Below are 22,181 nucleotides of genomic sequence, written 5' to 3' on the forward strand. Positions count from 1 at the left end.
AGACGCCTGTCCCCGAAGGCCCTTGCGGGGGCCGTGAGGGCCACGCGGACAGGGGCGTGGCGTGGGGGCACAGCGAGGAGTGAGGACATGCAGCATCGAAACGTCGCCGAAGTCATGACGCGGAACGTGGTCACGGCACGGCCTGGTTCGACCTACAAGGAGGTCGCCCAGCTGCTTCGTGACAATGACATCACCGCTGTTCCGGTTGTCGACGCCAACGGCCATCCGCTTGGTGTCGTTTCCGAAGGCGACCTGCTACGCAAAGCGGTAGGCCTTCCGGACTTGGAAGGGCGTCCTTCCCGTCTCACGCTCACGCCGAACGACCTGGCTCGCGCCGAAGCGGAGTCCGCTGAGGGCATGATGACCTCGCCGGCCATCACAGCGCGTGCCACATGGAACATCGTCGAGACGGCGCGCACCATGGCCGGCAACGGGGTGAAGCGACTTCCTGTCATCGATGAGGCAGGAAGGATCATCGGCATCGTGAGCCGCTGCGACCTTCTGCGCCCGTTCCTTCGCCGGGACGAAGCCATCGAGGAAGAGATCCGCGGTGACGTGTTGGACCGGACCGTCGGACTCGCTCCCGAGAGCGTGGAAGCGCTGGTCCGGGACGGCGTGGTGACCCTGACCGGCCACGTCCCGGAAAGAGGGGACATCCCGGTCATCGAGAGGCTCTGCCGTTGCGTGGACGGGGTGGTTGCCGTGCACCAGCGGTTGGACTACGCGTACGACAACACAGGACTCGATGTCGAGCCGCCACGAGGACAGCGTGTTGTGGGACCGGCCGGCCAGGACGCGAGTGCCTGACTGGTCGGCCCAAAAGACGTCCGAACCGGCACCGGCCCGCGAGCTGTTCGACCGGCTCGGCCAGGACGACCTGCTGCTGGCCGACCGCGGCTTCACGGGCCTGGACCTGTGGCGGGGCGCTGCGTCCGAAGGCGCGGACCTGCTGTGGCGCATCCGCTCCCGCGACCGCGAGGGCGACGTCCGGGAGGATTCGAGCCGGCGACCTTTGGACCGATGGTCACGGGGCAGCCGGACCGTCCGGCTCACTGCCTGGGCCTCGGGTGGCTGAGGCCGTCTCGAAGCGATGCCCTCCTGCGATCGTGCCCGCGAGGAGCAGTGTGGCTCCGGCGTAGATCACCCATCGCAGTCCGAGGTGGTGGGCGACGATCCCTCCGAGGCCGGCTCCCACGGCTGCTCCACAGCGCACCAGCAGCTTCTGGGTCATGGTCGCACGGCCCAGTAGATGGCCGGGAACCATGATCTGGAGCATGGTCGTCGCGGTGACTCGCCAGACGGTCGATGACGCGCCGGCGAGGAGGACGAACGTGGCCGCCTGCCACCATGTGTCCGAGAGTCCGATACCCAGTGAGGCCACCACGGCCGCGTACAGCGCCCATAGGAGAAACCGGCCCCTTCCGGCCCTGTGGGCCAGACGTCCCACCAGTACGGAGCCGATCAGGGCGCCTGCACCGAACGTCGCCACCATCAGGCCGTAGCCGGTATCGCTCAAGCCGAGTTCGTTGCGGGTGTACAGGATGCTCACCGCGATCTGGGACATGCCCACCAGGTAGTAGAGCGTGCTCAGTGCCGTGATCCTGCGCAGCAACGGCTCACTACCCAGGGCGTGCAGGCCGTCCGTGATGTCACGGCGCAGCATTCGCCTGCTCAGCCGTGCGCGGCTGGGCGACCGCGTGGCGTGGTACCGCCCCCTCATGGAGAAGAGCAGGATCGCGGAACAGAGGAACGACAGCGCGTCCAGGCAGAAGGGGAGTACCGGATGCATGTCGAAGAGGATCGCGCCGAGTGGGTTGCCCACGAGCAGGGTGGCGGTCACCGACCCGCCTTGCACGGCGGCATTGCCCTTGTCCCGGCGCGACACGGGAACGGTCATGGGCACGAGGCCTGCGGCCGCACCGATGTAGAACCTCTGTCCGAGGTCCATGAGCGCGGTGACGAGGAAGATCCAGACGAGCGTCGCGCGCCCGAGTCCCACGACCACCGCGAGCGCTGCGACGAGTGCGACACGTGCCACGTCCAGTGTGATCATAATCCGGCGCCTGTCGAAGCGGTCGGCGGTCACACCGGCGGCGATCATGGCCAGGGGCCACGGAAGCTGGTCCGCCAGGAACACCAGAGCGATCTTGCGAGGGTCTGACGTCATGCTGGACGCGAGAAGCGGGAACGCCACATAACGCAGGCCGTCGCCCAGTCCGGAAACGACCACCGAGAACCAGAGCAGTCTGAAGTTGCGGTTGAAACCGGCTCGAGGCTTCCACATCCTCACGAATCACATCCCAGGCGGGTCGACGTCGAGGGGCGTCCAGAAGGGGAGAAGGGGAGTTACGGTCCAGTCGGGGGCGGTGCGGTGTTTCAGGGCGGGGCGCGTCGGTGCCGCCGGGCTTCCCCGGGCGCCGCACCCGGTCGGTCACACGTCCCGCCTCATACTCGCGGCCATGGTCAGGACTGCCGCCGCAGACGAGTGTGGCACCAGCGATCACCAATCCCGGTCCGACCCTCTCAGCAGCCGTCCTGACATATCGTCAGGACGGTCGTGAGTGTCGATCCGGGTGCGCGAGGAGTGTCGGCAACAGGTCGCACCGTTGCATCGGCCGACCTGCGCCGTGCATGACGACGTGGGCGACTGGATGTCCGGCCGTGATCCGGGCTCGCTCGGCACGCAGGCCGTGGACCCTGCCCCGCCGGATGAGTGTCCGATCAACGGCGCATCCGCTCATCAAGGAGACGCCTGATGAGCGCTACCCGCCGCTCACCGTCCAGATCGCCAACAGCGCGCCGAAGCAGGTCACCAACACCGCCACCGTCTCCGGCGGCGGCGCCAGTGACCCGAGCACCGCCACCGCGACCACCACCGTCAACGACAAGCCCAGCCCCACTCCCAAGCCCCCGCACCACGGCAAGCCCGGTTATGGCGACCGCCCCGGCCACGGCAGGCCCAACCACGGCCACCGGCCCGGCCCCCGCCAGGCATAACCCGGCACCAGCCCGCCGCCCACCGGCACCTCCAAACCGCAAGCGGCAATCCGCGGCGTCCAACCTCACCTCCGCCCGCAGACGACGCGGGATTCCCACCTCAGGCAGCAGCAGAGGCCACTGGGGCCGAGCCCAAGACGGCAACGGCACCAGGAAGGGGCCGCAGGACGTCCGGAACAGCAGGCCGGGGTGGTGGCCACGGCTCCGCGTCAGCCATCCCGACGGCTGTGCGTGTGGCCGCCTTTCATGTCGTCGTGAGGTTGTCGATCACCTCGGTCACGTCGGCCAGTCCACCGATCCGGGCGAGAAGGCGCTCTGCGTCACCGCCGGCCATTCGTCCACACACGTCGACCGCCCCGTTACGAACAGTGATCGCCACCGTCTCATGGGTGGTGGGGAACGCCTCGGCGAGGATTGTGGACTCGATCTCCCTCTTGATGCTGGCATCGTCCCTCACCAGGGCACTCAGCAGGACACTCCTCCTCACGACACCGACGAGGTGTCCCCCCTGGTCCGACACGGGCAGCCTCTTGAGGCGCGAGAGTGAGGTGAGCCATGCCGCCTCGGCGACGGTCGCGTCAGGGTGCACCGTGATCGCCGGCGCGGTCATGAGCTCCTCGGCCGTCTGGGAGCGTGCGCTGTCGTGCAGTCGCCGGCGCACCAAGGGCCCGCGCGCACCCGGCTGGTACCTGGTTGCCAAGACGGCGGCCTGCGCCAACAGGTCGGATTCCGACACCACACCCATCACCCGACCGTGCTTGTCCGTCACCGGCAGCGATCCGACGCCCGCGTCGGTCAGAGCCCGGGCAATCGCCAGGTAGGACGCGTCATCGCGCACCGACGCCGACGCGTCCATGACGTCGCGGACCAATAGCGGGGTGGCCTCCGTGTCGGACGTGGGATCGCTTTGCTCCTTGGGAGGCGGATGTGCCGGTCGAGCGGCCGGATGGCGGGCAGCAGCCTGCCGGGCGAACGCCGTCGCCACCGCGCCGAGATGCCGAACCAGTGTGTGCTGCTCTCGCGATTCGCCGGTACGGCTCCCATGGCGTGCGACGGGGCCGGCGCCAAGCGCAGAGCCTCCAAACTCGTTCATTGGCTGTCTCCTCATCCGGAGGGACTCTTCGGACAGTGTTTCTCGCTCGACGACCGTGCCCCAAGGTCCGACCAGCCCCCTCTGCGCGGCGGAACGGTCCCTGCCCGACGCTCCGCCCCCACGCGAAGAAGATCCTCGTCCTATGCCCGATGACCTCCGCCGCGCCTCCGAGTACGGAGCAGCACGGGTGTCACGGTTCTCGGATGCTGGTGAGGCGGCAGTTCACCTCGACGACGCCTTCAACTGCACGAGCAAGGCGCTCGGCTACGGGGACGAGGGTGGCATCACGGACGGTGCCGGTGAGGGTGACGACTCCATCGGTGACATCGACGCGGACGCCGTGCCGGGAGACCGTGAACAGGCGGTCGATCACTTCGCGCCGGACCTCTGCGGCAAGGTCGTCGTCAGGGCGGAGGAAGACTTTGAGGAGGTCGGCGCGACTGAGGATGCCTTGGAGAGTCCCGTCCGCATCGACCACAGGAAGGCGTTTGATCCGCTGGCGGGCCATGATCCGGGCGGCCTGTGGCAGGGTGGCGTCAGCGCGGATCGTGATCGCGGGAGTCGTCATCAGGTCCCCGGCCCGCACCGCGCCGGCTTTGGCCGCGTCGTCCGGGTGCCGCATCTGATCGATGAGCTCGGGCTCGGTGTCGTGGAACTCCTCCTTGGGAAGCAGATCCGCTTCGGACACCACACCGGCCACGCGGCCTTCGCCCTCGACCACCGGCACGGCAGTGACATTCCACTGCTTCATGGCACCGACGATCTCCTTGAACCGCGCATCGCGTTCCACGGCCACGACCGTCCGCGTCATCACGTCGCCGACGGTGTACGGGGTGGAGACCATGGGGGTGACCTCCTGGGCGCGGTCTTGGGTCTGCTCTACGGCTCACTCTCGCATCCTCCGGGCAGCCCTGGATGGGCCGAGCGGGACCGCTGCAGGGCCGTCCGGCCCAAGCGGCACGGCCGCTGCCCGGGACACGCTGGCTACAAGCAGACCTCGACCACTTGGAGGGCGACGTCATCATGAGGCACTCGTCCTCAGGGGAGAGGGAAGGACGGCGTGGCGAGAGGTCCCCGACCCGAGCATCGAGGACGCCGCCGACGCGGTCATCAGGGTGGACGCAGTCACCATCTGCGGCACCGACCTGCACATCATCAAGAGTGATGTGCCGGAGCAAAGGTGAACGACATGCCGAGAGCGACTTCCGGAGCCACGCCGCAACCGCCTCCACCGCGCCCCCTCACCGATTTCGGACGGCGGCTCGCTGCCCGGCGCGAAGACCTGGGACTGACCTGGGATGACGTGGCGACACGCGCCGGTGCGGCGTCGACGTACATCCAGTACCTGGAAGAGCGGCCGGCGGCACCGGACGCGTCGACCTTGCGCAGGGTCGCCGCGGCCCTGGAGACGACCGTCGAGGAACTGACCGGCGCGACCATGGATCAGCCCCCCGGCCGCGGCATGGCTCTTCGGGATGCCGGGCTGGCCGAACTCGACGAGGCCGAGTGCCGGGCTCTGCTGTCCTCGCACGGTGTGGGCAGGATCGGGGTGCTCACACCCGAGGGGCCTGCTGTGGTGCCAGTGAACTACCAGACCGTCGACGGCGCGATCGCCTTCCGCACGGCCCTCGGCAGAGTGCCCGCCTTCGCCGCGGGCAGCGAAGTGGCGTTCGAGGTGGACCACATCGACGATGTCTTCAGCGAGGGCTGGAGTGTGATGGCCGTGGGCACGGCACGGGCCGTCACCGAAGAGCCCCTTGTTCGGCGACTGGAGGCCGAAGCACCGACATCACCCTGGGCCGGAGGACAGCGCGATCTGTGGCTGTCCATCGCTCCCTCCCGACTCACTGGGCGTCGGATCGTAAGCCCATGGAGCACAACCGAGGGGTGAGGACGATGGATGTAGGGCGTGTTGCGAAAGTAGCTCCGTCCGCCCGCAGGGCGGGGCCTGCGGCGTCTGGTGCGTGCGATCGCAAGGCGGAGGATCATCCTCGTACTGGACGTACTTGGATGACTCCGACAACGCAGCGAGCGTGCGTGCCAGGCGTCGCGGGTCAGGAGGGACTTTCGCAACACGCCCTAGCGGGCGACGCGTCGCCCGAGGCTCCGGAGTTTCCGGGACGCGAGCTCCGTGCCTTTCCCGGCGTCGAGCCCCGCAGTGGAGTCGACGCACATGTCACGAGGCACGCACGACCGTGACCACGGACTGGACGTGGGTGTACGACGGGTACGACCCCAAGCAGGAACGCCTGCGCGAAGCGCTGTGCACCCTCGGCAACGGCTACTTCGCGACCAGGGGGGCGGGGTCGGAGAACTACGCCGGGCCCGTGCACTACCCCGGCACGTACGTGGCCGGCTGTTACGACCGGTCGGAGTCCACGGTGGCCGGCCGACACGTGTGGAACGAGGACCTGGTCAACCTGCCCAACTGGCTGCCTCTGCGCTACCGATGCCTTCCGGGCGACAATGCCGTAGGCGACTGGCTCACCCCCGATCACCCCAGCCTGCGCCACTACCGGGCGACACTCGACCTGCGTGCGGGGATACTCGTCCGGCAGATGCTGTTCCAGGACGGCCGGGGACGCCGTCTGAGGGTCACCCAGACCCGGTTTGTGCACATGGGCGATCCGCATCTGGCGGGCCAGCGAACCACTCTTCGCGCCTACGGCTGGAGCGGAAGCGTCGAAGTGGAGTCCGGGCTCGACGGTGACATCACCAACGCAGGGGTCGCACGCTATCGCGAACTGAATGGGTGTCACCTGTCGAGGCACGAGACCGGCGTGGGGCCCGAAGGCACTCTATGGCTGTCGTGCAGCACTGCCGCTTCCGATGTGCGGGTCAGCATGGCTCTGCGGACCGCGGTCCGCCCGTCGGCCGAACGCCACACGTGCCTGACCGCCGCCGCCGCGACGGACACCTACAGGCTGCCGATCTCCCGAGGCAAGCCGGTGACCGTGGTGAAGACGGTCGCGCTGCACACGTCACCGGACAGGCCCGCGGAGGATCCTCTTCGCGACGCCATCAGACACGTATCCGTCGCCCCCGGCTTTTCCGACTTGCTCGTGTCTCACCGCGCGGCCTGGTCCCGTCTATGGCGCCAGGCCGAGTTGGACGTCCCCGGGGATGCGGGCCGGATCCTGCGCCTGCACCTGTTCCACGTGCTACAGACCCTGTCGCCTCATACCGCCGACCTCGATGTCGGCGTGCCCGCGCGAGGACTGCACGGTGAGGCCTACCGCGGTCACGTGTTCTGGGACGAACTGTTCGTAATGCCCTACCTCACCCTGCACTTTCCCGAGGTGGCGCGGGCCCTTCTCGCCTATCGTCACCGGCGTCTCCCGCAAGCGGCCGCAGCAGCGGCAGCGGCCGGACGGCAGGGCGCGATGTTTCCCTGGCAAAGCGCGAGCAGCGGCCGCGAGGAGACGCAGGAGTTCCACCTGAATCCCCGTTCGGGCCGGTGGCTTCCGGACCACAGTCACTTGCAGCGCCATGTGGGATCCGCGATCGCCTTCAACGTCTGGCGCTACGGCGAGGCGACCGGTGATGACGGATTCCTCCACGGCCCGGGAGCGGATCTGCTGCTCGCCATCGGACAGTACTGGGGTAGTGCGGCTACCTACGACGCGTCGCTCGGCCGCTACCGCATCAGAGGCGTTGTCGGCCCCGATGAGTACCACGACCGCTACCCCGATGCGCAGCAGCCGGGGCTCGACGACAACGCCTACACCAATGTGACCGCAGCCTGGGTCCTCACCCGCGCACTCGACCTCTTCGGCCGGCTCCTGCCCGCGCGGAGGGCGGAGTTGAGCGAGCATCTCTCCCTCCATGACGAAGAGCTTGAGCGATGGGAGGACGTCTCACGCAATTTGCATGTGCCCTTCCACGATGGAGTGGTGAGTCAATTCGACGGATACGGTGACCTGTCGGAACTCGACTGGGGTGCATATCGGAGCCGGTACATCGACATCCGCCGTCTCGACCGCATCCTGGAGGCCGAAGGCGATTCGGTCAACAAGTACAAGGCGTCCAAGCAGGCCGACGCCCTCATGCTCGGCTATCTGTTCCCACCGGGAGAACTCTCCGGGCTCTTCGAGCGTCTCGGCTACCGTTTCGACGATGACTTGTGGCGGCGCACAGTCGCCTACTATCTGGCTCGCACCAGCCACGGCTCGACACTGAGCAGTCTTGTCCACGGTTGGGTGCTGACCAGGCTCAAGGGCCCAAGCTCCTGGCGCTACTGCGAAGAAGCCCTGCTGAGCGATGTCGCAGATGTCCAAGGGGGCACCACTGGCGAAGGTGTTCATCTCGGGGCGATGGCCGGCACCCTGGATCTCGTGCAGCGGGGGATCACCGGCATCGAATCCGGTCCCGACGGACTGACGCTCGACCCTGTGCCGCTCCGAGAGCTCACGCGCTTCTCGTTCACCGTGTGCTTCCGCGGGCAGCGTGGAATTCGTGTGAAGGCCCGCCCTGGAAGGCTGGGCATCAGTGTGCCCGCGGCGCGAGGAATCCCCCTCCCCCTGATTCTGCCGGGAGGCCGACGAGTCACCGTGCCTGCAGGTGAACAACGCTGGTATCGCCTGCCGGGCCCGTGACGGGTCACACCCCCGGGGTGCGGGTCACGTTCAGTCGTGAGCGATCACGGCGATCGGTGCCGTCACGTGGTGGAGAACGGCGTGGGCGACGTGACCGAGGTGCCCGCCCACCGGGGAGCGGCGGATGCGACGGCCGACGACGACGATGCCGGCGTCGGCTGCTTCGGAGAGCAGCTTCTCTGCCGGCGCTCCGACGAGGGCCTTCCCCTCGGCCTTGACCGAGGGATAGGTCCGCTGCCACGGTCGGAGCCTTTCGGCGAGAGCCGCGGCGATCGCCTCGGCCACTTCCAGCTGGACACCGTGGTCGAGCTGCGGCGCGTAGCCGAGGGCGAACGGCAGCGTCCATCCGTGAACGGCACGTACCCCGCACCCGCGCCGTGCCGCCTCGCTGAAAGCGAACGCCAGGATTTCATCCGATGTCTCGTGGATGTCCACCCCCACGACCACGTCCCGATTCAGCTCCTCAGCGGCGGACTGGTCCAGGGCGCGTATGAGGACGACCGGGGTATCGGTCAGCCCGATCGTGGCCGTGCCCACGGATCCGACGAAGAACTGCTCCATCCTGCCCCGCCCTCGCGATCCGAGCACCAGCAACTGTGCATCGTCGGCCTCGATCGCCAGCGCCGCGGCCGGTCGGCCGACACGTCGGCACACCGACACCTCCAGGCCCGGGCGGCCCTTCCGCAGTTCGCCGGCATGCTCTTCGAGGAAAGATTCCGACCATCGCCGGTATCCATCAGGATCGACCGGTGGCATGGCTCCGGGAACCGTCGGCCACCGTTCTTCCACGTTCACCAGGCGCAAGGGCGCTTCCCGGAGGACTGCTTCCCCTGCGGCCCATTCCGTGGCGGCGCGACTCTCAGGGGAGCCGTCCACACCGACGGTCACTGGCTGAGTCATCGTCGAGCACCTCCTCTGTCCGGCCTGCTACGGGGCCAGAAGTCCAGATTCACCCAGGGAGCGGCCCCAGCAGCACAGGCCGACAGACCCCGGTCCGAGCCGAACGGCCCATGTTGCCGCCCGCGGTAGGTGCGGCGGAGATGTGGACTCAGCTTCAACGTCACCGGCCGGCGGATCCGTCCTGGAGGAGGCATGAGTCCGGTTCCGGCGCCGAACCCCGGCTCACGGGCGGATTTATACCTCAGAGGGTGTCGTCAGCTCCGTAGTCCAGGTGCTCGGACACGGAGACCACGCCGTCGACGGTGCTGCACATACGGACGATCGCGGGGATCATGCCCTTGTACGGCACCGAGCCGCTCAGCGTGACCTGCCCGTCGCGGACCGCGACAACCATGGCGGAGGGGTCCTGATGGAGGGTCCCCACGAGAACGTCGGTCACGATCTCATCCCGGATGGCTTCGTCCCCGCGCAGGAAGATGCTCAGCAGATCGCGACGGCTGACGATACCGACCAGCCGGTCCCTGTCGTCCACCACCGGCAGGCGCTTGACGTTCTGCACCTCCATGAGCCTGGCTGCCTCGACCACGGTCCACTCGGGCGTGACACATACCGCCGGCGCCGACATCAGTTCGTCCGCGCGGGTCCCCTCCGCCTTCGCCCGCTCCCAGGCATCGGCGTCCGGGACGGGAAGCAGCTCCGCGGCGGCGGCTTGATCGGAGGTCTTGCGCAGCAGGTCTCCCTCGGAGACGACGCCCAGCAAGCGGTGGTCGGCGTCCACCACCGGCACCGCAGTGACCTGACGGTCCGAAAGCAGACGGACGATTTCCTTGAACGGTGCATCGTTTCGTACGCGGATCACATCGCGGGTCATGAGTTCCCCGACATTTCTATGTCGCATGTGCCGCTCCTTCGTGTGGCTCCTTGCCGCGAACGCCGCCGGGTCGTCTGATACCAGGATCCCGCCGAACGGCGGGATCCTGCGAGCCGAACTGTTCGTGGGTGCCGCTGCCTGTGCACACCGCGTCGTCGCCCCGTCCTCCTCAGTCCGGCTCCATGTAGGAGCGCCGGAAGACCGGCGCCTGGTCGGTACCCCATGGCCGTACCGCCGAGAGCGCCTGGACGACCGCGGAGTCCAGAGCCCCGCTGGTGTCGATCGTGACGGCCTCTGCCCACGGCGGCTCATCGGCCGCCATAGCGGTGGCAACGGCGAGGTCGGCGTCGGATGTGCCGGGGGCGCGGGTGTTCAACCGTGCTGCTGCCACCTCGCCGGGAACCCGGCAGTGCAAGGCAACGAGATCGGCGCTGACACGTTCGGCCATACGCAGGGCTTCTTCGCGCTGCCGCGAATCCGACCAGGTGGCATCCAGTACGACGGACTCGCCGGTGGACAGCAGAGCCGATGCACGGTCGAGCAGGGCCACGTAGGTTCTCGCGGTCCACTCCGGTGTGTACAGGCCTTCGCGGTATCGCGACGCGGCGGATTTCTCCGCCGGCATGCCCGCGAGTTCCTTGCGCACGCGGTCGCTGCTGAGGAGGGTGACGCCCAGCCGATCGGCCAGTGCCCCGGAGAGGGTGGATTTCCCACTGCCCGGAAGCCCGCCGACGAGGGTCAGACTGATCGTGGAGGTACGCAGGTGGTGCAGCGCCGTCGTGATCAGTCGTTGGAAAGCCGCCTCGGCCCCGGGCGCGCCCTGACGCTCCTGGATCAGGGAGACCTTGGCACGGACGAACGCACGGTAGGCGACGTAGTGGTGCCACAGCGACGGGGGCGCGGGGTCCCCGGAATACTCGCTGTACCAGGCCAGGAAGAGCGCGGCAGCCTCGGGAGCGCCGAGCGACTCCAGGTCCATGGCGAGGAAGGCTGCGTCGTCGAGGCCGTCGACGTAGCGAAGGTGGTCGTCGAACTCCAGACAGTCAAGGACGCGGGGGCCGTCGTCGAGGCAGAAGATGTCATCGGCCATCAGGTCGCCGTGGCCGTCGACGACCCGGCCTTGCTCGATCCGGGTGTCGAACAGCTGCTTGCGGCCGGCGAGATAACGGCGCACCAGCCGCTCGATCTCCGCAGTGACGGCAGGTGCGTCACCTTCGTCCGCCAGCACCCGAACCTGCGCGAAGCCGGCCTCCCAGCGGGACGAAACCGCGTCGCGCGTGCCTTGTTCGTCCACTTCCCGGCTGCGCGGCGCGTCCGCGTGACGTGCGGCGAGCTGTCTTGCGACGGCCCGGAGGGCGTCGTCGACCGCTTCGCCCTCTCGTACCAACCGGGAGAGACGGCGGTCCGATGGCATGCGGCGCATCACGACCATCGGTTCGGGCGCCTCCGTGTGCGGGCCCCGGATCTCTCCCAGTCCGAGGTACACATCGGGGGAGAAGCGACGGTTGAGGGCGATTTCGCGTTCACAGGCGACCCGGCGCGCCGCCACGGTGGTGTAGTCCAGGAATGTCAGATCGACGGGCTTCTTGACCTTGAACGCGCGGTCACCGACGAAGAACACGATGGCGGTATGGGTCTCACTCACCTCCGCGCGAGGGAGCCGCGCAACGTCGAAGCCAGTACCGGACCGCAGGGCAGACGGGTCCGCCTGGTGCACCACCCCGGTCAGATCCCTTGGGCTGTCCGGCTCAGTCATGAGGAACGACAGCGACGGGACGGCGCACGTGATGGACAGCGGCCTGGGCCACGGAGCCCAGGTGGCGCCTCAGGGCGGCGCGGTGCTTGCGCCGGCCGACGATGAGCAGTCCGCCGCCTTCGGCTGCTTGCACCACGGCCCTCGCGGGGCTCTCGGGCGAACCGTCGAGACCGACGGTGATGACTGGTTTCATGGCCGAAAGTCCTCCGTCTCGTATGACGCTAGAACGAAGGTGTACGAGGTCGTGCGCACGGGCCACGCCGACACGCCAAGCACCCTCGTTCTCTCATCATATACCCCCGGGGGTATATGATGAGAGCAGCACGGGATACCCCTGGGGGTATTGTGCGCGTCGCAGTGCATGGCGTCATTCCTTCTGGTACCGGTGCGGTAGGGGCCGGGCGGAGGCGGACCTGACGCCGCACCGTCCTCGTGCTCACCGCCGGTGCGGCGCCGCGTCGCTCGGTCTGCTGCGTTCGTCCACTCTCCGGGGAGGCCGGGAGAGCCACCATCGGGGACCTTCGGCCCATGTGACCTGGGGACGCCGTTGTTCCATGGTGGTGACGGACGCATCGGCGACGTCTTGGAGGCCGGCGTTCGCACTCGCGGCGGAAAGCATCCGTCGTGAGGACGCACCCCGGCAGGGTCGGACAATCGGCTTCGGACCGCCGACGGTCTCAACCACTGCATGCTGGATGACTCGAGGTGAGGAGGCTGATGATTCCCATCTCGCACGGGCACGGACTTGCGCGCCCGTGGGACAACAGATCCCCCGCGGTGTGTGAGGTGGAGCAACTCCTGAGGAAGGGGCGGTGACCATGCAAGCTCACCTCGGTGATCAACTCGTCATCGAGAGTCCGGCGACGGGCGCCACCAGGCGTGACGGCGAGATCGTCGGACTTCACCACCAAGACGGCACACCTCCGTACGATGTGCGCTGGTCGGACACGGACAAGGTGACGTTGGTCTTTCCTGGGCCCGACGCGCACATCAAGCACATCGGACACGAGCAACGCGGCAGGGTTGCCTGAGCCGGGCAGCAACTGCCCGGCCGGCCCGAATGGCCCGGTCAGCCGGCTTCCGGGGCGACTGCCACGCCCGGGGTGTCATGAGCGGTCCGCGTGGCGGCCGAGGTACCGCCGGTCCACGGGAGGTCATGAGCCGGTGCCCGACGAGACACGCCAGGGCGACGCATCGGGATGTGGAAGCCTGACGTCTGGCACGCTGTCCGTGGCCGCTGCGGCGGTTGTCGCCTGCCACGACACGGTGAGTCTCAGCGGCCGGCGATGCTCCCGTCCGGACGCCAGGAACAGGGACCGAGGATGACGGATTCCGGGGATGACGGAACATCTGCCGACGCGCACACCGAGTCGGTGACCCTCGGTCGTGAAGGTCTTGACGCGCTGGTGAGTGTCCTGAAACGGCACGGCCGCACGGTGGTGGGCCCCACGGTGCGCGACGGTGCCATCGTGCTCGCCGAGCTCGACTCCGGCCACGAGTTGCCCGATGGCTGGGGCGTCGAGCTGGAAGCGGGGAAGTACCGAATCCGACGTCGGGACGACGCCGCTGTGTTCGCCCACAGCGCGGGGCCGCAGTCATGGAAGTCGTTCCTGCATCCGGAACGTGTGCGGCAGTGGACCGCGGACCGCGACCCGGGCGGTGGTCTGACTGTGTGCGCGGACGCGCCGCACAGCGTTTCATACGCGTTCCTCGGGGTGAGGCCGTGCGATCTGCGGGCCATCCGAATCCTGGACCGGGTGATGACCGGTGGCCGATACCAGGACTCCGCCTACCGTTCCCGCCGCGTCGGCGCCTTCCTGATCGCGGTCGAGTGCACGGAGCCTGGGGCGACCTGCTTCTGCGTGTCGATGGGCTCAGGTCCGGCGGTGGATGCGGGCTACGACCTCGCGCTGACCGAGGTGCTGGACTCCGGGGGCCACCGCTTCCTCTGCCGGAGCGGCAGCGCGGAAGGAACCGCCGTACTGGCGGAACTGCCGCGCCAGAGGGCGGACGAGGCCACACGCGCTGCCGCTGCCGGGGCCGTACGCCAGGCTGCCGAGCACATGGGCCGGTCCATGCCGCCGGTCGACCTGCGCACCCTGATGCGTGACAACCTGGAGGCCGAGCGCTGGGACGACGTCACCTCTCGTTGCCTCAGCTGCGGCAACTGCACCATGGTGTGCCCGACGTGCTTCTGCACGACCACCGAGGACATCACCGACCTGACCGGCGACCACGCCGAACGCTGGAGCCGCTGGGATTCCTGCTACGACCTGGACTTCTCAGCACTGCACACCGGTCCGGTCCGCGCCACTCCCCGCAGCCGGTACCGCCAGTGGCTCACTCACAAACTGGGCACGTGGCACGACCAGTTCGACAGTTCCGGATGCGTCGGCTGCGGGCGGTGCATCGTCTGGTGCCCCACCGGAATCGACCTCACCGAGGAAGCACAGGCCCTGCACGACGAGGGCACGAGAACCAGGGGGGCACAGTGACGTCACCGGCCGACGCTGAACCCGGGACGGGTGCACTCGGCTCACTCGCCGCGGAGCACCGGGCACAGTTGATGGCGCTCGCGCGTGAAGTCAGCCTTCCCGGGGGCACCCGGCTCTTCGAGGAGGGTGAGCGGGCCGACCGCTTCTGGGTCATCCGCTCCGGCAGCGTCGCCCTCGACGTGGCGATCCCCGGCCGCGGGCGAACGGTCGTGGAGACGATCTGCGAGGGTCACCTCGTCGGCTGGTCATGGCTGTGTCCCCCGCGCCAGTGGCATCTCGGGGCGGAGTCCAGAAGTGCCCTCACCGCATGGGAGTTCGATGCCTCCGCGGTCCGTGACCGGTTCGCCGCACATCCGGCGTTCGGACTGGCGCTGGTGACTCTGGTCGCCGAGACCATCGGAGACCGACTGCGCGCCACACGTACTCGGCTGCTCGACCTGTACGGGCCGCAGGGGGGCGGGGCGTCCGCGTGACCACGGTCCCCGTCTCCTACCGCCTCGCGGACCGTCGACGTGAGACGGCCGACACGGTCACGATCGAGCTCGAGCCGGCGGGTGAGGCTCTTCACCCCTTCGTGCCCGGCCAGTTCGCCATGGTGTACGCCTTCGGTATCGGCGAGATCCCCGTCTCTGTCTCCAGCTTGTCCGGAGAACGGCTCACCCACACGATCCGTGCCGTAGGCGCGGTGTCCCGGGCACTGTGCAATCTCCCGACAGGCGCGTCGGTGGGCGTGCGGGGTCCGTTCGGCATCGGTTGGAAGGCAGAGGAGGCACGCGGGCACGATCTGCTTGTCCTCGGTGGGGGAATCGGCCTCGCCCCCCTTCGGCCGCTGGTCCACGCCGTCCTGGCCGACTCGCACGTATACGGCCGGGTGAACGTGCTCGCGGGTGCTCGGACACCGGGCGATCTGCTGTACCAGGACGAGTTCCCCGATTGGGGCCACCCCTTCTGCGGTGCCACGGTCGACCGGCCCACTGACGGTTGGACCGGAAGGGTCGGAGTCGTCACATCCCTGATCGACGAGGCGCGCTTCGTGCCGGCGCGCACCACCGCGTTCGTCTGCGGCCCCGAGGTCATGATCCGCGCGAGCGCCCGGGCACTGGTGCAGCTCGGCGTGCGGGCCGACCGCATCCGGGTCTCCTTGGAACGCAACATGCGTTGTGCCACCGGCCACTGCGGGCACTGCCAGCTCGGGCCGCTGCTGCTCTGCCGTGACGGTCCCGTCGTCCCTCACGACCTGGCCGAACCCCTCCTGGCCGTAAGGGAGTTGTGATGTGACCGGTCCTCTCCAGCTCACAAACCGCGGTCGTCCCAGGCTGGGAGTGTTCAAGTTCGCGTCGTGCGACGGCTGCCAGCTCACGCTCCTCGACTGCGAGGACGAGCTGCTGGCCATCGCCGAGGAGATCGAAGTCTCCCATTTCCTCGAGGCATCCAGTGATGTCGGGCACGGTCCGTACGACCTGGCACTCGTCGAGGGCTCGGTCACCACCGCAAAGGACGCGGAGAGAATCCGGCACATCCGCGCCGAGTCCCGCCGACTGGTCACCATCGGTGCCTGCGCCACGGCCGGAGGAGTTCAGGCTCTACGCAACTACGCCGACGTCGCCGAATACCTGCAGGTCGTCTACGCCCGCCCGGACTACATCGCCACCCTGGCCACCTCGACCCCGATCTCCGCCCATGTGCACGTCGACTTCGAGCTGCGGGGTTGTCCCATCGACCGTGCTCAGCTCCTGGAGGTCATCACCGCCTTCCTCGCCGGACGCAGGCCCGGCATTCCGAATCACAGCGTCTGCTTCTCCTGCAAGCGTCGCGGAACGGTGTGCGTCACCGTCGCCCACGGCACACCCTGCCTGGGACCTGTCACACACGCCGGCTGCGGAGCGATCTGCCCGGCCTACGGGCGCGGCTGCTACGGCTGCTTCGGCCCCGCGGCGACGACCAACCTGCGGGCTCTGGTGCCGCTCATGCACCGAGACGGAATGAGCGACGACGAGATCGGGAGGCTCCTGCATACCTTCAACGTCGCCGCCTTCTCCGCAGTGGAGGATGCCACGGAGGAGGACGACCTGTCATGAGCGAGTCCGCTGCGGAGTCACGTGTGGTGCACATCCCGGCACTCGCCCGCGTCGAGGGCGAGGCCGCACTGCATCTCGTGACCAGGGGCACCTCCGTGATCCGAGCCCAGCTGAAGATCTACGAACCTCCACGGTTCTTCGAAGCCTTCCTCCGGGGCCGTGCGCACACCGAGCCTCCCGATATCACGTCGCGGATCTGCGGTATCTGCCCGGTCGCCTACCAGCTCAGTGCTTGCCGGGCTGTCGAGAACGCGTGCGGAGTCGTGGTGGACGGCCAGCTAGCGGCTCTGCGCAGACTGCTGTACTGCGGTGAGTGGATCGAGAGCCAGACCCTGCACATCCATTTGCTGCACGCTCCCGATTTCCTCGGCTACGACGATGTGTTCGGCATGTCCGGTACGCATGCCACCCATGTGCAGCGCGGACTGCGGCTCAAGCAGGCGGGCAACGCCGTGATCGAACTGCTCGGTGGACGCGCGATCCACCCCGTCAACGTCCGCCTCGGCGGTTTTCATCGCGCTCCCGCGCCTTCCGAACTCCGACCGCTGGCAACCCGCCTGCGCGGCGCTCTGGAGGACGCCTGGGACACCGTCCGCTGGGTCTCGGGGTTCGACATCCCCGAGGCCGGATGCGACGTCGATCTGTTCGCTCTCGCCGAGGCCGGTACATACGCCATCGAGTCCGGCGTGCCCACCGTGCTCAGGGCCGGCGGGGAGAGGACGTCACACAGTTTCCCCGTCCACGCCTTCCCGGACCACGTCGTCGAGGAGCAGGTCCCGCACTCCACTGCACTCCACTCCAGACTCGACGGCCGCCGGCACCTCACCGGTTCCCTGGCCCGCTACGCCATCAGCGGCCACTTGCTGTCCCCTCTGGCCCTCCAAGCGGCGCGGGAGGCAGGTCTGGACGATCCTCCGCTACTCCCCCGCACCACCGGAACCACCCCGGACAGGAGCCCCACGAACCCGTACCGGAGCATCCTCGTGCGAGCCGTCGAGGTCCTCTACGCGGTGGAGGAAGCCCTCCGGATCATCGAGGCGTACGAGCCCCCGCCGCGAGCTCATGTGGACGTGCGACCCCGTGCGGCGGTCGGGCACGGGGCGACCGAGGCTCCACGTGGGCTGCTCTACCACCGCTACGCGCTCGACGGCGAGGGTCGCATCGCCGAAGCGTGCCTGGTCCCGCCGACCGCCCAGAACCAGGGCGCGATCGAGGAGGACCTGCGCCGAGCCGTTCAGACCGAGCTGGCCCGCGGGGTCACGGACGAGTCCGAGCTCGCCCGGCTGTGCGAACGGGTCATCCGGAACCACGACCCCTGTATCTCCTGCTCGGCCCATTTTCTCGACCTGGACGTCGAACGGCACGACCCGACGACCGAGGCCCCGCAATGAGGCGGCGCGAGTCGCGCCACAACCAGCAGCACCTCGTACAGGAAGGGCTGCGCTGCGTGAAAGGGCCCGATGGCCCTGTGGGACGTTCCCATCGGCACCTTGCGCGGTGAGACTCCGTGTTCGAGTTTGAATTCGTCCGCACGATCCGGTGCCAGGGCCGTCCCGGGCGGAAGGAGCCCATGATGAGGCACAGCAAGATCGGCAACCTCATGGTGCAGGACGTGATCTCGGTGACGGGAGAGATGCCGTTCAAGGCGATAGCCGGGCTTCTTGCCGAGCACCGCATCAGCGGGGTCCCCGTCGTCGATTCCGAGCGGAGGGTACTCGGCGTGATCTCCGAGAGCGACCTGGTCTTCCGCCAGTCGGGCGACGCACCGAACAGGGAAGCAGGTCCCGGCGCAACGCCTGACGATCGATCCACTGCGACGCTGGACGCCACCCGGTTGATGACCAGACCGGCGATCACGGTCGACACCGACGAGACCGTCGCCGGGGCGGCACGAGTCATGGCAGAGCATCGAGTGGAGCGCCTGCCTGTCGTCGACGGGCAGGGACACCTTGTCGGAATAGTGACCAGGCGTGACCTGCTGCAGGTCTTCCTGCGACCCGACGCGGAGATCCGCAGGGAGATCGTCGACGATCTCTTCGAACGCACACTGTGGTTGCCTCCTGGCAAGCTCATAGTGAAGGTAGCGGACGGAGTCGTCACCCTGGAAGGTCAACTGGAGCGGCTCAGTGAGATCCTGGTGGCCGTCAAGCTGGCCCAGCAGGTCGACGGAGTCATCGAGGTCGTCGACAGAGTGACCTATCTGTTCGACGACTCCCCAGTCGGCCGGGCCGAAGACAGGGTCGGGCACCGGAGAGCCATCAGAGAACGTTCACCGTGAGGTGCAGGCGGGTTCCGAACTCATGAGCCCTTCGGGTCTTCCCATGGTGCCGAAGGACTCGCGACGGGGAGTCGGCATGAGTGTGACCGTGGATCTGGCAGCATGCGAGATCTCCCCACCCGCAGCAGACGCACCGCCGTCCTCGAGGTGATCGTCAGGGCTTTCCGCGATCCGTGGTCTGCCAGGGCGAGCAAGGAGTCGGCATGACCACCAAGCGCATACTCGTCGCCTACGGCAGCAAGCAAGGTGGCACAGCAGGCATCGCCGACGAGATCGGTTCCGCACTGCGTGAGGACGGATACGAAACGGCTGTGCTCCCGGCCAGGGATGTGAGGGACGTCAGCGGCTACGAAGCCGTCGTGGTCGGTGGCTCGGTCTACGCGGGCCGGTGGCACCGGGACGCGTCGCGCTTCGTACGACTCCACGCGGAGGGCCTCAGCGACCGGCCGATCTGGATGTTCAGCAGCGGGCCTGTGGACGGCTCGGCAGAACAGCACGATCTCCCGCCCGTTCGAGGCCTTGCCAGACACATGGAGCGGCTGCAGGCCCGTGAACACATCACGTTCGGCGACAGCATCACCGCCTCGACACCAGGATGGATCGCCAGATACCTGGTGCGCCACGCCGCGGCGGGAGACTTCCACAGCCCTGAGCAGATTCAAGGCTGGGCACACCACATCAGTGCCGAACTGGCCGACCGCCCTTGACGCGCGCTGCTGAGAGACGACACAGCGTCGCCGGCTTCGGGAGAGACGACGCTGGTTCCGATGGGACCGGTCCGTCGGCTTTCCCGGGGCTCTGATGGTGACGTCGCCGGTCGGCAGGACCGTGGTCAGGGGCGGAAGGCGCGGCGGTAGGTGTCGGGCGGTACTCCGACGCTGCGGTGGAAGTGGCGGCGCAGGGTGGTGGCGGTGCCCATGCCGGTGGCCGTGGCGATGGTGTCGACGGTGGCGTTGGTGGTTTCCAGGAGTTCCTGGGCGTGGCGGATGCGTTGGGTGTGGAGCCAGTGCAGTGGTGTGGTGCCGGTGAGGTGTTTGAAGTGGCGGGCGAGGTGGCGTGAGCTCATGCGGGCCTGGCGGGCCAGGTCTTCCACGGTGAGGGGCCGGTCGAGGTGTTCCAGGACCCAGGGGAACAGGTCGCGCAGGGGATGGTTGCCGGGCTCGGGCAAGGGGGTGGCGATGAACTGGGCCTGGCCGCCGTCGCGGTGGGGTGGGATGACCAGACGCCGGGCGATCTTGTTGGCGTTGGTTGCGCCGTGGTCGAGGCGGACCAGGTGCAGGCACAGGTCCATGGCGGCGGCCTTGCCCGCGGAGGTGAGGACATCGCCGTTGTCGACGTAGAGGACGTCCGGGTCGACGGTGGCCGCCGGGTGGCGCCGGGCCAGTTCCCGGGTGTGCGCCCAGTGGGTGGTCGCACGTCTGCCGTCGAGCAGACCCGCCTTGCCCAGGACGAAGGCGCCCGTGCACAGCGAGGCCACACGGGCCCCGGCCGCGTGGGCGACGCGCAGCGCGTCGACGAGGTCGGCGGGTGGTTCGCGGTCGGTGTCGGCCCAGCCAGGGACGATCACCGTGTCGGCCTGGGCGAGATGGTCGAGGCCGTGGTCGGGCTCCAGGCGGAAGCGGTCGACGTGCACCGGGCCGGTCCCGCACAGGGAGAAGTCGTACCAGGGGTTGACGATGTGGGTCAGGTCGGACCCGAAGATCTCGATGGCCACGGCGAGTTCGTAGTGGAGCATGCCGTCGGTGACGGCCAGCGCAACAGCAGGCATGTCCGAAACTGTACGCACCATGTCGTTTCCGACACTCGTGCGGGGTGCCGTCGAGGGGACAGGATGCGCGTGTCAGGCCGCGGCGGATCAACAGCGCAGCGGACGTTCGCAGGTACAGGAGCAGTCTTATGAGGTCAGGTCAGCTGGTGGCGGTGTTCGGCGCGTACGGTCACACCGGGCGGTTCGTGCTCGCGGAGCTGGCGGCACGGGGGTTCGTCCCGGTGCCCTCCGGACGCAACGCACAGGCGCTCAAGGAACTGGCCGACGAGCACGGCCTGGAGGCCCGTGTGGCATCGGTCGAGGATGGGGCCTCGCTGGATGGGGCCCTGGCGGGCACGGTGGCGGTCATCAACTGTGCGGGCCCCTTCGCGACGACCACCGGCCCGGTGATCGAGGCCGCGCTCCGCGCGAAGATCCCGTACCTGGACGTGGCCGCCGAGTTGGAGGCCAACCTCGACACCTTCGCCCACTACCGGGAACGGGCTCGGGAAGCGGGCGCGGTGATCGTCCCGGCCATGGCCTTCTTCGGCGGTCTCGGCGACCTGCTGGCCACCGCGGCGATGGGCGACTGGACAACGGCCGACGAGGCCCACATCGCCTACGCGCTCAGCAGCTGGCACCCCACCGCAGGCACCCGCCTGTCCGGGGCCGTCTCCCGCGAGCGCCGTGGCGACGTGCGCCTGCGCTACCGCGGCGGGCAGTGGGAACAGCGCACCGACGCCGCGCCCACCCTCAAGTGGACCTTCCCGGAACCGATGGGAGTCCGGGCGGTGATCGGGGAGTTCACGATGGCGGACGTCGTCACCGTCCCCCAGCACCTGCCCATCCCCGACGTGACCACCTATATGACCGCCGAGGCGGTCCGCGACGTCGCCGCCGCCCACACACCGGCCCCGACCGCCGTCGACGCCGGCGGCCGCTCGGACCAGACGTTCCTCGTCGACGCCGTCGTCCGCTCCGGCGGTACCGAGCGCCGGGCCACGGCCGGCGGTCAGGACATCTACGCCGTCACCGCACCGCTCGTCGTCGAGGCACTCGAACGCGTCCTGACGGGCCGCACCAGGACCATCGGCGTCGCCTCCGCCGGCGAGATCTTCGACGCCCCGGACTTCCTGCGCGCACTCGCCCCGCACATCACGCTCGGCCTCCACCTGCCCAACGCCTGACTGCAACACTCCAAGTCACCGTGAGTCACATTCCAACGGGTCGTGCGTGGGGAATCCCGGACGGCCGCCCACAAGCTCCGACGGTGCTCACGACCGCGCCCCCGACGTGCCCTTCCTTCGGTCCCGGCGCGCGACCCAGAAAACAGGCAGAGCCCACCTGGCGCGCCGCGAAGGCCGCGAAGGC

The 22,181-nt window shown here is 68.4% G+C and carries 21 protein-coding genes and 2 pseudogenes; 15 read left to right on the forward strand and 8 right to left on the reverse strand.

Annotated features, from left to right (window positions below):
- Positions 1-87: 87 nt before the first annotated feature.
- Together V1460_RS28395 and V1460_RS28400 are read left to right on the forward strand one after the other, a co-directional pair.
- The gene (locus V1460_RS28395) at positions 88-807 is read left to right on the forward strand and encodes a CBS domain-containing protein (RefSeq protein WP_338676460.1); all 720 of its coding nucleotides are present in this window, start codon (positions 88-90) and stop codon (positions 805-807) included.
- Positions 800-1,075, forward strand: coding sequence for a hypothetical protein (locus V1460_RS28400; protein WP_338678406.1), 276 nt, complete (start codon positions 800-802; stop codon positions 1,073-1,075). The genes V1460_RS28395 and V1460_RS28400 overlap by 8 nt, the downstream gene beginning before the upstream one ends.
- Here the strand turns inward: V1460_RS28400 and V1460_RS28405 are convergent.
- Complete coding sequence (locus V1460_RS28405) at positions 1,025-2,284, reverse strand: MFS transporter (RefSeq protein WP_338676461.1); 1,260 nt, start codon at positions 2,282-2,284, stop codon at positions 1,025-1,027. The two genes, V1460_RS28400 and V1460_RS28405, sit on opposite strands and share 51 nt — an antisense overlap.
- A gap of 425 nt (positions 2,285-2,709) precedes the next feature.
- On the opposite strand from V1460_RS28405, the gene V1460_RS28410 reads away from it, so the two are divergent.
- Positions 2,710-2,997, forward strand: coding sequence for a hypothetical protein (locus V1460_RS28410; protein ID WP_338676462.1), 288 nt, complete (start codon positions 2,710-2,712; stop codon positions 2,995-2,997).
- 244 nt (positions 2,998-3,241) lie between these two features.
- Here V1460_RS28410 and V1460_RS28415 read toward each other — a convergent pair whose 3' ends face one another.
- Entirely contained in the window at positions 3,242-4,090 is an 849-nt protein-coding gene (locus V1460_RS28415) for a CBS domain-containing protein (RefSeq protein ID WP_338676463.1), read from the reverse strand.
- Between the two features lie 190 nt (positions 4,091-4,280).
- Positions 4,281-4,934 (reverse strand): CBS domain-containing protein, encoded by a 654-nt coding sequence (locus V1460_RS28420; RefSeq protein ID WP_338676464.1) that lies wholly within the window; start codon positions 4,932-4,934, stop codon positions 4,281-4,283.
- Positions 4,935-5,070: 136 nt separating this feature from the next.
- Here V1460_RS28420 and V1460_RS28425 point away from each other — a divergent pair.
- The 3 genes and pseudogenes from V1460_RS28425 to V1460_RS28435 form a co-directional block, all read left to right on the forward strand.
- Positions 5,071-5,265: pseudogene (locus V1460_RS28425) on the forward strand (hypothetical protein); the annotation flags it as partial.
- Between the two features lie 14 nt (positions 5,266-5,279).
- The gene (locus V1460_RS28430) at positions 5,280-5,981 is read left to right on the forward strand and encodes a pyridoxamine 5'-phosphate oxidase family protein (RefSeq protein WP_338676465.1); all 702 of its coding nucleotides are present in this window, start codon (positions 5,280-5,282) and stop codon (positions 5,979-5,981) included.
- A 304-nt stretch (positions 5,982-6,285) separates the two neighbouring features.
- Positions 6,286-8,685, forward strand: a complete 2,400-nt coding sequence (locus V1460_RS28435) for a glycosyl hydrolase family 65 protein (protein WP_338676466.1) — start codon at positions 6,286-6,288, stop codon at positions 8,683-8,685.
- A gap of 30 nt (positions 8,686-8,715) precedes the next feature.
- Here V1460_RS28435 and V1460_RS28440 read toward each other — a convergent pair whose 3' ends face one another.
- From V1460_RS28440 to V1460_RS28455, 4 genes are all read right to left on the reverse strand, one after another.
- Complete coding sequence (locus V1460_RS28440; RefSeq protein WP_338676467.1) at positions 8,716-9,585, reverse strand: universal stress protein; 870 nt, start codon at positions 9,583-9,585, stop codon at positions 8,716-8,718.
- 241 nt (positions 9,586-9,826) lie between these two features.
- On the reverse strand, positions 9,827-10,483 hold the full coding sequence (locus tag V1460_RS28445) for a CBS domain-containing protein (RefSeq protein WP_338676468.1): 657 nt from the start codon (positions 10,481-10,483) through the stop codon (positions 9,827-9,829).
- Between the two features lie 142 nt (positions 10,484-10,625).
- Positions 10,626-12,101, reverse strand: coding sequence for an AAA family ATPase (locus V1460_RS28450; protein ID WP_338676469.1), 1,476 nt, complete (start codon positions 12,099-12,101; stop codon positions 10,626-10,628).
- 103 nt (positions 12,102-12,204) lie between these two features.
- Positions 12,205-12,405, reverse strand: a complete 201-nt coding sequence (locus V1460_RS28455; RefSeq protein WP_407077544.1) for a universal stress protein — start codon at positions 12,403-12,405, stop codon at positions 12,205-12,207.
- A gap of 625 nt (positions 12,406-13,030) precedes the next feature.
- On the opposite strand from V1460_RS28455, the pseudogene V1460_RS28460 reads away from it, so the two are divergent.
- The 8 genes and pseudogenes from V1460_RS28460 to V1460_RS28495 form a co-directional block, all read left to right on the forward strand.
- Positions 13,031-13,225, forward strand: a pseudogene (locus V1460_RS28460) (DUF1918 domain-containing protein); the annotation flags it as partial.
- A gap of 309 nt (positions 13,226-13,534) precedes the next feature.
- Positions 13,535-14,707 (forward strand): 4Fe-4S dicluster domain-containing protein, encoded by a 1,173-nt coding sequence (locus tag V1460_RS28465; RefSeq protein WP_338676470.1) that lies wholly within the window; start codon positions 13,535-13,537, stop codon positions 14,705-14,707.
- Between the two features lie 71 nt (positions 14,708-14,778).
- A complete protein-coding gene (locus V1460_RS28470; RefSeq protein WP_338678242.1) occupies positions 14,779-15,180 on the forward strand; it encodes a cyclic nucleotide-binding domain-containing protein in 402 nt (133 codons plus the stop codon).
- Positions 15,177-15,980 (forward strand): FAD/NAD(P)-binding protein, encoded by an 804-nt coding sequence (locus V1460_RS28475; RefSeq protein WP_338676471.1) that lies wholly within the window; start codon positions 15,177-15,179, stop codon positions 15,978-15,980. Before V1460_RS28470 ends, V1460_RS28475 begins: the two co-directional genes overlap by 4 nt.
- A 1-nt stretch (position 15,981) precedes the next feature.
- Positions 15,982-16,785: an oxidoreductase gene (locus V1460_RS28480; protein WP_338676472.1), complete on the forward strand. Its 804-nt coding sequence runs from the start codon at positions 15,982-15,984 to the stop codon at positions 16,783-16,785.
- Positions 16,782-18,176 carry a nickel-dependent hydrogenase large subunit gene (locus tag V1460_RS28485; RefSeq protein ID WP_338676473.1) on the forward strand — a complete coding sequence of 465 codons (1,395 nt, stop codon included), beginning with the start codon at positions 16,782-16,784 and terminating at the stop codon, positions 18,174-18,176. The genes V1460_RS28480 and V1460_RS28485 overlap by 4 nt, the downstream gene beginning before the upstream one ends.
- Before the next feature lie 179 nt (positions 18,177-18,355).
- Positions 18,356-19,063, forward strand: coding sequence for a CBS domain-containing protein (locus V1460_RS28490; RefSeq protein ID WP_338676474.1), 708 nt, complete (start codon positions 18,356-18,358; stop codon positions 19,061-19,063).
- A gap of 203 nt (positions 19,064-19,266) precedes the next feature.
- Entirely contained in the window at positions 19,267-19,770 is a 504-nt protein-coding gene (locus V1460_RS28495) for a flavodoxin domain-containing protein (protein WP_338676475.1), read from the forward strand.
- Between the two features lie 125 nt (positions 19,771-19,895).
- On the opposite strand, the gene V1460_RS28500 is transcribed toward V1460_RS28495, so the two are convergent.
- Positions 19,896-20,831, reverse strand: a complete 936-nt coding sequence (locus V1460_RS28500) for a helix-turn-helix domain-containing protein (protein ID WP_338676476.1) — start codon at positions 20,829-20,831, stop codon at positions 19,896-19,898.
- A gap of 128 nt (positions 20,832-20,959) precedes the next feature.
- Here V1460_RS28500 and V1460_RS28505 point away from each other — a divergent pair, with 128 nt between their 5' ends.
- Entirely contained in the window at positions 20,960-21,997 is a 1,038-nt protein-coding gene (locus tag V1460_RS28505; protein WP_338676477.1) for a saccharopine dehydrogenase NADP-binding domain-containing protein, read from the forward strand.
- Positions 21,998-22,181: the final 184 nt, after the last annotated feature.

This window comes from Streptomyces sp. SCSIO 30461 (genome assembly GCF_037023745.1).
Taxonomy (GTDB): domain Bacteria; phylum Actinomycetota; class Actinomycetes; order Streptomycetales; family Streptomycetaceae; genus Streptomyces.